Origin of the sequence: Thermoanaerobacter sp. CM-CNRG TB177 (genome assembly GCF_018588165.1) — a bacterium.
GTDB lineage: Bacteria > Bacillota > Thermoanaerobacteria > Thermoanaerobacterales > Thermoanaerobacteraceae > Thermoanaerobacter > Thermoanaerobacter thermocopriae.
In genome coordinates this window covers 115,434-125,391 of sequence record NZ_JAFCAC010000044.1, presented here as the reverse complement: position 1 = coordinate 125,391, position 9,958 = coordinate 115,434, and the positions used below count along the sequence as shown (strand labels likewise).

Here is a 9,958-nt window from a genome sequence, read left to right as displayed (position 1 = left end):
CATTTTTCAAGGTCCCTCTCTGCCTCACCGCAGCTCCTCTATATTATCAAATCTATCCTCTCTTGTCAATACCCCTTTTTGCTGTCTTGCCGCCTCAGCAGCGACGTTTATTAATATATCATTTTTAAAAGAATTGTTCAATCCCTATAAAACCCCATTAAGTCGAAAAATAGCAGAAAATGTCCTTGTTTTTTTCTTTATACTCTTTTTTGCTAACTTTTATTCTTCTTTGCATTTATCCTTCAAAGTGAAAAACGTCTTTTTTTATCGCTGTAAAAATCCTTTTGTCTATTTCAGGTATTTCTTTCTTTAAGTCTATTAGCAAATTCCTTATATAATGTCTTTTTGTGTGACCTTCAACAGGACAAGGATTTTTAACAACAGGCAAATTACTCTTTTTAACCTCACTTCTTATGTCTTTTTCCTTAACGTATATCATAGGTCTTATTACAGTAATTTTTGACCTGTCTAAAAAAGAAACCGGCTCAAAGGTATGAAGCCTGCCATTGTAAAACAAATTCATGATAAAAGTATCTATCAAGTCATCATAATGATGTGCTAAAGCCACTTTGTTGCATCCTTTTTCTTTTGCAAAATTATTTAATGCTCCTCTTCTTAAATTCGCACACAAAGAGCATGGATTTTCTTCTTTTCTGTAATCAAATACTATCTTTTTTATATCGGTTTCTTTAATAAAAAAAGGTATCCCTTTTTCTCGGCAAAAATTTTCTACAGGCGTTGGGTCAAAATTATCATAACCTAACGTCAACATCAATCCCATTACCTCAAATTTCTCCGGATAAAAATTTTTAAGAAGATGTAATCCATACAAAAGGGTTACACTGTCTTTTCCTCCTGAAACACCAACAGCTATTATATCTCCCTCTTGTATCATATTAAAATCTTGAACTGCTCTTCTTATTCTTCCAAGTATTTTTTGCATATTATCACCCCTTCAATATTAATACTATTCACAGGAATATGTCAATACAATTGAATATTTTAGCTAATTATGATATAAAGAAATTATTAGAAGTTGTGAGGAGAGAAGTTATGGCAGATGTTATATTAAGAAACACAAATATTAAAAGGATTTTAAATGGTCACCCTTGGATATACAAAACTGAAATAGATAGAATTGAAGGAGATTACACTCCAGGTGGAATTGTAAATGTTTTAAATCACAAAAAAGAATTCATAGGAAAAGGCTATATAAATTTAAAATCCATGATAACAGTAAGACTATTGACTCGGGATATTCATGAAGAAATAGATGAAGAATTTTTTAGAAAAAGAATTAAAAGAGCCTGGGAATACAGAAAAAAGGTTATGGACAATTTAAACTCCTGTAGAGTCGTATTTGCAGAAGCAGATTTTTTACCTGCTTTAATCGTGGACAAATTTGGTGACTATCTCGTTCTTCAAACACTTTCATTAGGTATAGATCGATATAAAGAAACAATAGTAAAGCTTCTTGTTGAAATATTAAATCCCAAAGGAATTTATGAAAGAAATGATGTAAATGTAAGAGAATTAGAGGGCCTTCCACAGCAAAAAGGTTATTTGTACGGCAAGTTTGACACAATGCAACAATTTGAAGAAAATGGAATAAAATTTTGGGTAGACATTGAAAATGGCCAAAAGACTGGATATTTTTTAGATCAAAAAGAAAACAGAAGAGCAATTCAAAATTACGTCAAAGATGCAGAAGTTCTTGATTGTTTCAGCCACACTGGTTCATTTACAGTACATGCCCTACACTATGGAGCAAAAAGAGTCGAGACAGTCGACATCTCTGAGGAAGCCATTGAAATGGCCAAAAAGAATGTAGAACTCAATGGTTATCAAGAAAGATGTAATTTCGTATGTGACAATGCCTTTGATTTGCTGAGGAAATACGACAAAGAAAATAGAAAATTTGACACTGTAATATTAGACCCTCCTGCCTTTACAAAAAGCAAAGAAACTGTAAAAGACGCATTAAGGGGATACAAGGAAATAAATTTAAGAGCATTAAAAATTCTAAGAGAAGGAGGCTTTCTCATCACCTGTTCTTGTTCACAGCACATAAAACCTGATATGTTTTTAGATGTCATTAAAGAAGCAGCCAATGATGCTAAAAGAAATGTAAGACTTGTAGAACAACGTACTCAATCAAAAGACCATCCAATATTATTAGCCTCTGAAGAAACTCAATACTTAAAGTGCCTAATTCTACAAGTCTTATAAAAAAGAACACTTTCCCTATTTTTATCATATTGTGTAATAGTGAAAGTGTATAAATGAGGTGAAAAAATGGAGAGGCAACAATTAGGCTCCAGGCTTCTATACGAGGGTACCGTCGGATACGATGTCCTTCAGCTTCAAATGATTCTTCAAAGTTTAGGTTATGACCCTGGTCCAATAGACGGCATTTTTGGGCCAAGAACCAAAAACGCTGTTATGAGATTTCAAAGGGACAATGGCCTTAAAGTTGATGGAATTGTAGGACCTGAGACAATGAGAGTTATAAATATGCTTATACCTTAAAATTTCCTGCTTCCCGGCTTTACAAGAGGAATGCCTTCTTTGCAAAGGGGGCATTCCTCTCTTTCAAATGCTTCAACGTACAAGCTTACCACAGACTTAAAAAGAACTTCAAAATTTACCTTTCCGTCGCTTCTATCAACTATACTTCCAACTCCTATTACATTACCTTTTAAGGAATTGACTAACTCTATAACTTCTTTTACGGAGCCCCCTGTTGTCACTACATCTTCTACTACAAGCACATTTTCTCCTTCTTTGATTTCAAACCCTCTTCTTAGCTTCATCATTCCTTCTTCTCTTTCTGCAAAAAAAGCTTTTGCTCCAACCTGACGAGCAACTTCATAGGCTAATATAATTCCTCCAATTGCAGGTCCTATTACAACATCTATTTTGTAATCCTTAAATTTTAGCGCCAACTCGTTACTAAAAATTTCGCTGTATTTAGGATATTGGAATATTTTCGCACACTGCAAATAGGTATCGCTGTGTTTTCCTGATGTCAATAAAAAATGTCCTTCGTTAATTACTCCTAACTTGCTAAAAATCTCTAAGACTTCTTCTCTTTCCATTTTCTCATCCCCTTTAATCAACCTTTAAAGAACCTATAATCTCATTTATGTCCTCTATATTGTTTAAAACCATATATTGTCTTATCCCCTCAATAACCTCAATTGTGCAATTGGGATTCACAAAATTACAAGTGCCAATTGCCACTGCCTTCGCCCCCGCAATCATAAATTCTAATGCATCTTTAAATGAACTTATACCGCCCATACCTATAACAGGAATTTTCACGGCTCTCACTGCCTCATACACCATCCTAAGGGCAATAGGCTTTATAGCAGGCCCTGATAATCCTGCAATGACATTCTTAAAAACAGGTTTTCTTGTATCAATATCTATAGCCATCCCTGCAATTGTATTAATTAAAGATACAGCATCTGCTCCTCCATCTTCTGCTGCTTTAGCACAAACCCCAATATCCGTCACATTTGGTGTTAATTTTACAATAACGGTTTTTTGTGTAACTTTTTTTACTTCTTTTGTTATATTAAATATATCCTCAGGATTTATTCCAAAAGCCATACCACCTTTTTTCACATTTGGACAGGAGACATTTATTTCAATTCCATCAACACCATCTATATCAAGCTTCTTTGCCATATAAGCAAATTCCTCAATGGTTTCTCCTGCAATATTCACTATTACAGCAACATCATAATCTCTTAAAAAAGGCAGCTCTTTCTCAATGAAAGCATCTACACCCGGATTTTGAAGCCCTACACTGTTTAGCATTCCACAAGGAGTTTCATAAACTCGTGGAGGTGGATTACCTTCTTTAGGTTTTACTGTAAGTCCTTTTACAACTATCGCTCCTAATTGATTTAAATCAATATATTCTCCGTACTCTCTTCCAAATCCAAAAGTACCTGAAGCTGCCATTACTGGATTCTTTAATTTAAGTTTTCCAATTACAACTTGTAAATTCAAAATTCCACCTCCTCAGCCCAAAAGACGGGACCATCTTTACACACTCTTTTGTACTCAAAACCACCATCTTTTTTCACTCTACAAGCACATACAAGACAAGCTCCTATGCCACAAGCCATCCTTTCTTCTACAGATATTTGACAAGGAATATTATTTTTCAAAGAAATCTCTTTAAGAGCTTTTAGCATAGGCTTTGGTCCACAGCCATATATTATGTCAATCTTATCAATTATATCTTCAATTGCTTGTGTCACCATTCCTCTTTTCCCAAAACTTCCGTCCTCTGTCGTGACAATAACTTCTCCTAAATTTTTAAACTCCTCCACAAGAAAAATTTCACTTTTAAATCCCAACGCAATATACAAATTTTTTGCTTTGATTTTTTTAGCAAGGTATAGAAGGGGAGGAGTGCCTATTCCCCCACCTACTATTAACACATTTTTGTCCTCATATAGTTTGAAGCCATGTCCGTGAGGACCTGTGACTTCAATTGTATCTCCTTTTTTCATTTCGGATAAATTTTTAGTACCTTCCCCTTTAACCTGATATACAATTGTCATGGATTTGTCATCAGCAGAGCATACACTTATAGGCCTCTTTAGAAAAGTCTTGTCTTTGCAGTCCACCATTACAAATTGGCCTGGAGAAGGTATTCCCCCCTTCCACTCATATACCAATTTATAAATGCCACTGGCTATCTTTTCATTAGACAATATCCTGCTCTTCATCTTTCACCTCAACAAGCGATGTATCTTCTTTTAACAAGCCCATTGTTAATCATGCCTGTCATAAGAATTACCTCTGCTCTCGCCGCTTGTGCATACTCATATTCAGAATATACATCTTTCCAGTAAGGACTTTGATACGCATAGATAACGCTCCGGGAAGAATTTATTATCGCGCCAAGTCCATTCTCATCAAAACAATCCATTATATCTTCAACAGTCCCCCCTTGTGCCCCATAGCCTGGCACTAGAAAGAAACAATTTGGCATTTCCTTTCTTAGCACTTTTGCTTCCTCTGGATAAGTTGCACCTACTACTGCACCTATAGAACTATAGCCATATTTCCCAACTGCTGACTTTGAAATTCTATTTATTATTTTAGCAACTCGTTGATAGACGTATTCTCCTGTTGCAGTTTTTATATCCTGTATATCTTTAGAACCTTTATTTGAAGTCTTGACAAGTGCAAATATACCCTTATCGTATTTAATCGCATCTTCTACATAAGGCATTATAGTGTCTTCACCCATATAGGGATTTACAGTAATAGCATCAAACAACTGGTTTTGCAAATAAGCTTTTGAATACATTTTTGCAACCTCTTGTATATCTCCTCTTTTAACATCCGCTATTACCATAAGCCCTAAATTTTTAGCGTATTCAGCAGTTTTGAAAAAAGCTTTAAATCCTTCTATCCCATAAGCTTCGTAAAAAGCAACTTGGATTTTGACTGCAGGTACAATATCGTAGACTGCATCTATTATTCCTTTGTTAAAGAGATATAAAGCTTCACCCACACCTTCAATGTTTTCGCCTCTTTTTTTAAAGGCAGTATCCTTTATAAACTTAGGCGTCATTTCAATTCTGGGGTCAAGTCCTACCACCACAGGGCTTTTTTTAAATTTTATATTTTCAATTAACCTGTCAATAAACATATTCCTCATCCTTCACTGAAAGTTTATTCATTTTATTGTATAAATATTTATTACTAATTATACCTCAATTTTTTCTTTTTTTCTATCCTTTTTGTATTTTATTTCTCCTTCTACTATCGTATATTCCACGACTCCTTTTAGCCTCATACCATGGAAAGGTGTGTTTCTCCCTTTTGATTTAAATTTATCTTTGTCAACTACATACTCTTCATAAAGGTCTACAATTACAATATCCGCTATCGACCCTACCTTTATCCCACTGGATATACCTAATATTTTCGCAGGATTTATACTCATGTAATTGACTAACTCTTTTATGGTTATTTTACCTGTCTGTACAAGGAAAGTATTTATCACAGAGAAAGCTGTCTCTAAACCCGATATTCCAAAAGCAGCCATGTCGTAAGGCACTTTTTTGTCATCCTTAGTGTGAGGGGCATGGTCCGTCGCAATTGCATCTATTGTGCCATCTTTCAATCCTTCTATTAATGCTTCTATATCCTCTCTTGTCCTTAATGGTGGATAAGCTTTTGTGTTTGTATCGTAATTATAGACTGCTTCATCTGTCAAGGTAAGATTGTGAGGAGTCACTTCAGCAGTTATTTTCACTCCCTTTTCTTTCGCTTCTCTTATAAGTTCGACACTTCCTTTTGTTGAGACATGTGCGATGTGAAGCCTTACACCAGTAGCCTTTGCAAGTATAATATTTCTTGCAAGCATGACTTCTTCTGCTTCTCTTGGTATGCCTTTTAATCCTATCATTGTGGAAATTACCCCGCTATTCATTACACCTTCGCCACTTAATGTTTTGTCTTCACAGTGGGTTATCATGAGTAAGTCATGCATTTTCCCATATGTCATTATCCTCTTCATAAGCCCTGCACTCATTATTGGAAAACCATCATCAGACAATGCAACAACCCCTGCTTTTTTAAGTTTTGCCATTTCGGTTATTTCTTCGCCTCTCATTCCCTTTGTCATAGCTCCTATAGGAAGTACCTTTACAACTCCTTCTCTTTGTGCAATGCTTTTGACATATTCTACTACTATTTCATTGTCTATAGTAGGATTTGTATTTGGCATGCAGGTAACAGTAGTATAACCTCCTGCTGCTGCAGCCTCTGTACCTGTTTTAATAGTTTCTTTCTCTTCAAATCCCGGTTGCCTTAAATGGGTGTGCATGTCTACAAAACCAGGAAGTACATATTTGCCTGTTGCATCAATCACTATCACGTCTGAGACTTGTATATTTTTGTCAATCGCTTTTATGATACCATAGTCTATTAATATATCCGCTTTAACTTCACTTCCAAACCCGTCTATTACAGTACCATCTTTTATAATCATCCTCATTTTAATTTCTCCTTTCACAAAGTATTTTTAAAAGTGCCATCCTAACAGCGACACCGTTTGTCACCTGTTCTTCTATAACAGAATACTTGTCATTTGCTGCTTCTGACGTAAGTTCAACGTTTCTGTTTATAGGCCCTGGATGCATCAATATCGCATCGGCTTTTGCAAGTTTCATTCTCTCCTTATTTATGCCAAAATACTCTCTGTATTCATCAATTGACGGAAATAGTCCACTTTTTTGCCTTTCCAATTGAATTCTTAGTCCCATCACTACATCCGCATCCTTTATAGCTTCCTCTACATTGTAGTAAGCTTTAACTCCCATTTTTTCTATTTGTGGTGGCATTAAGGTTGAAGGGCCTGCAACTCTCACTTCCGCCCCCATCTTTTTAAGTCCCCATATGTTTGACCGTGCAACTCTGCTGTGCATAATATCTCCTATTATTGCTACTTTTAATCCTTCAAAGCTTTCTTTCTTTTCTCTGATTGTCATCATGTCCAACAAGGCTTGAGTGGGATGTTCATTTATACCATCTCCTGCGTTTATGATAGAGGCATCAGTGTATTTTGCCATAAAATGCGGCGCCCCACTCATGTTGTGCCTTGTTATTATTACATCCGCCTTCATCATCTCAACAGTCCTTATGGTGTCTATTAAAGACTCCCCTTTGGCAACACTGCTGGTAGCCACTTCTATATTGCCGTAATGGGCACCTAAATACTTTGCTGCCATCTCAAAAGATAGTCTTGTTCTTGTGCTAGGTTCGAAAAAAATTGTCACAACTGTTTTCCCTTTTAGTATCTGTGAATATTTTTCTCCATTTAGAATTTTTTTCATCTCCTTTGCAGTGTCTAAAACTTCCAGTATTTCTTCTTTCGATAAATCCTTAATGCCTAACAGGTCTTTTTTCTTCACATTACTTTCCTCCTTTTAAAAAAAGAGTAGTTACCACATCACAATAATGTGAAATGGCACTACTCTTTTTGTATAAAATATTCTTTTCTGTTAAAATTAGGGTTTCGAATTTTGGCATAAAAAATCCTCCCTTCGCAAAATTTAATACTCCGGGAGAATATCTATTAATTCTCCCTTTTTAGCCTCGCTGGGCTAAATTAAAGGTACTACTTTTCAGTTATTACTACTTTGTTGATTTTATCTACTTCCTCCAACATCACATTTACTATTTCATTTTTTGATGTTGGAACATTTTTACCCACATAATCTGGCTTTATAGGCAATTCCCTGTGCCCTCTGTCTATTAATTCTGCCAGCTGTATCGCTTTAGGCCTTCCTAAGTCGATAATTGCATCCATAGCAGCCCTTATAGTCCTTCCTGTGTATATCACGTCGTCCACTAACACCACTATTTTACCTACCACATCCACACCTATATCTTTTTTCTTCACTACTGGCTGTTCAAGGTCCGTGGTAAGGTCATCACGGTATAGGGTGATATCCAATGACCCTACTGGAGGCTTTTTTCCTTCAATTCGCGATATATACCTTGCTATTCTTTCTGCTAAAGGCACTCCTCTTGTCTTAATGCCTACCAAAACCACATCTTCAATACCTTTATTCCTTTCCACAATTTCATGGGCTATTCGTATAAGCGCTCTGTCTATAGCTTTTTCATCCATTATCTCCGCTTTTATCCTCAACTTCACAACCTCCACAAAAAAACTTCTTGCACTGGCAAGAAGTTTTTTATACTACATTATGGTAACCTTGCCAGCCTCACAGGACTGCTTAAAGGACCTTGTTTTTTATAATATTATCACATTCTTTTCAACTTGTCTATAGGAATATTTAAAAAAAATAAAAATTGTGTTAAGATTTTAGTATTGACACCAATATTAAAAGAAGGATGTGACAAAATGGAAGTAGGAAAAGTACCTGCAGAAATATTAAAAAGAAGTGTTTTCCCATATCTCGGAGTTAAAAGAAAAGAAGTTTTAGTCCATTCCCAAATAGGAGAAGATTGTAGTATAATCGATTTCGGCGAATACGTGGCAGTCCTTTCAACAGACCCCATAACAGCAGCAGACAAATTAAGCGGCTTTTTATCTGTCATAATATCCTGTAATGACTTGGCTTCTTGTGGCGCAAAGCCAATTGGAATATTATCAACTATACTACTGCCCGAAGGTACTGAAGAAGCTACTTTACATGGCATCATGAAAGAAATAGATAGAGCAGCAAAAAAATTAAGTATTGAAGTTTTAGGAGGCCACACAGAAATAACCACTACAGTAAACAAGCCTATTATAAGCACAACAGCAATTGGCATGGCTAAAAAAGGTGAGTACATAACCACAAAAGGCGCAAAAATAGGCGATGATGTCATAGTTACAAAAGCTTTAGGCCTTGAAGGCACAGCAATTTTAGCAACTGACTATGAAGATTTACTGCTAAAGCACTACGATAAAGATTTTATCTTAAAAGCACAAAGTTTTATAAACGAAATAAGTGTCATAGAAGAAGGACTTGTAGCCGCGCAAAATGGTGCAAATGCAATGCACGATATAACAGAAGGAGGAATATTAGGAGCAGCTTATGAAATTGCAGAAGCCTCTGGCCTTGGCATTGAAATATATGAAGAAAAATTGCCAATACGCCCTGAGACAAAAGAAATTTGCCGTTTTTTTGGCATAAACCCTTTGAAACTTATATCCAGCGGTTCAATAATAATTACTGCCAGTGACAGCAGTAAAATAATCGATGCTTTAAATAAAATTGGCATAACAGCTACAATTGTAGGTAAAATAACAAAAGAAGGAAAATACTTGGTAACAGCCCATGGAAAAAAAGAGATAACTCCTCCTGAAAGAGATGAGATATACCTTGTAAATAAAGATAGGATTCCCACTTAATCCTATCTCAGACTGTAGACAAACTTTCGGAAATAGGATATTTTGCATAAGGAA

11 protein-coding genes are annotated in these 9,958 nt (G+C 35.6%); 3 read left to right on the top strand and 8 right to left on the bottom strand.

Annotation, left to right across the window (positions count from 1 at the left end):
• Positions 1-235 precede the first annotated feature (235 nt).
• A complete protein-coding gene (locus I4N53_RS03680) occupies positions 236-943 on the bottom strand; it encodes a tRNA 2-thiocytidine biosynthesis TtcA family protein (protein ID WP_003868409.1) in 708 nt (235 codons plus the stop codon).
• Between the two features lie 110 nt (positions 944-1,053).
• Between I4N53_RS03680 and I4N53_RS03675 the strand changes: the two genes are divergently transcribed.
• Together I4N53_RS03675 and I4N53_RS03670 are read left to right on the top strand one after the other, a co-directional pair.
• Positions 1,054-2,229 (top strand): class I SAM-dependent rRNA methyltransferase, encoded by a 1,176-nt coding sequence (locus I4N53_RS03675; RefSeq protein WP_009052448.1) that lies wholly within the window; start codon positions 1,054-1,056, stop codon positions 2,227-2,229.
• Between the two features lie 66 nt (positions 2,230-2,295).
• A complete protein-coding gene (locus I4N53_RS03670; protein ID WP_003868407.1) occupies positions 2,296-2,529 on the top strand; it encodes a peptidoglycan-binding protein in 234 nt (77 codons plus the stop codon).
• Here the strand turns inward: I4N53_RS03670 and pyrE are convergent.
• The 7 genes from pyrE to pyrR form a co-directional block, all read right to left on the bottom strand.
• Positions 2,526-3,098, bottom strand: coding sequence for an orotate phosphoribosyltransferase (gene pyrE / locus I4N53_RS03665; protein WP_028992377.1), 573 nt, complete (start codon positions 3,096-3,098; stop codon positions 2,526-2,528). The genes I4N53_RS03670 and pyrE overlap by 4 nt on opposite strands.
• Before the next feature lie 13 nt (positions 3,099-3,111).
• Positions 3,112-4,020 (bottom strand): dihydroorotate dehydrogenase, encoded by a 909-nt coding sequence (locus I4N53_RS03660; protein ID WP_028992376.1) that lies wholly within the window; start codon positions 4,018-4,020, stop codon positions 3,112-3,114.
• Positions 4,017-4,748, bottom strand: coding sequence for a dihydroorotate dehydrogenase electron transfer subunit (locus I4N53_RS03655; protein WP_013150408.1), 732 nt, complete (start codon positions 4,746-4,748; stop codon positions 4,017-4,019). The genes I4N53_RS03660 and I4N53_RS03655 overlap by 4 nt, the downstream gene beginning before the upstream one ends.
• Before the next feature lie 8 nt (positions 4,749-4,756).
• The gene (pyrF, locus tag I4N53_RS03650) at positions 4,757-5,680 is read right to left on the bottom strand and encodes an orotidine-5'-phosphate decarboxylase (protein WP_214495602.1); all 924 of its coding nucleotides are present in this window, start codon (positions 5,678-5,680) and stop codon (positions 4,757-4,759) included.
• Positions 5,681-5,737: 57 nt separating this feature from the next.
• The gene (locus I4N53_RS03645; RefSeq protein WP_214495601.1) at positions 5,738-7,033 is read right to left on the bottom strand and encodes a dihydroorotase; all 1,296 of its coding nucleotides are present in this window, start codon (positions 7,031-7,033) and stop codon (positions 5,738-5,740) included.
• A 1-nt stretch (position 7,034) separates the two neighbouring features.
• Positions 7,035-7,949, bottom strand: coding sequence for an aspartate carbamoyltransferase catalytic subunit (locus I4N53_RS03640; protein ID WP_214495600.1), 915 nt, complete (start codon positions 7,947-7,949; stop codon positions 7,035-7,037).
• A 206-nt stretch (positions 7,950-8,155) separates the two neighbouring features.
• Positions 8,156-8,692: a bifunctional pyr operon transcriptional regulator/uracil phosphoribosyltransferase PyrR gene (gene pyrR, locus I4N53_RS03635; protein ID WP_214495599.1), complete on the bottom strand. Its 537-nt coding sequence runs from the start codon at positions 8,690-8,692 to the stop codon at positions 8,156-8,158.
• A gap of 216 nt (positions 8,693-8,908) precedes the next feature.
• On the opposite strand from pyrR, the gene I4N53_RS03630 reads away from it, so the two are divergent.
• On the top strand, positions 8,909-9,904 hold the full coding sequence (locus I4N53_RS03630) for an AIR synthase family protein (protein WP_214495598.1): 996 nt from the start codon (positions 8,909-8,911) through the stop codon (positions 9,902-9,904).
• Positions 9,905-9,958: the final 54 nt, after the last annotated feature.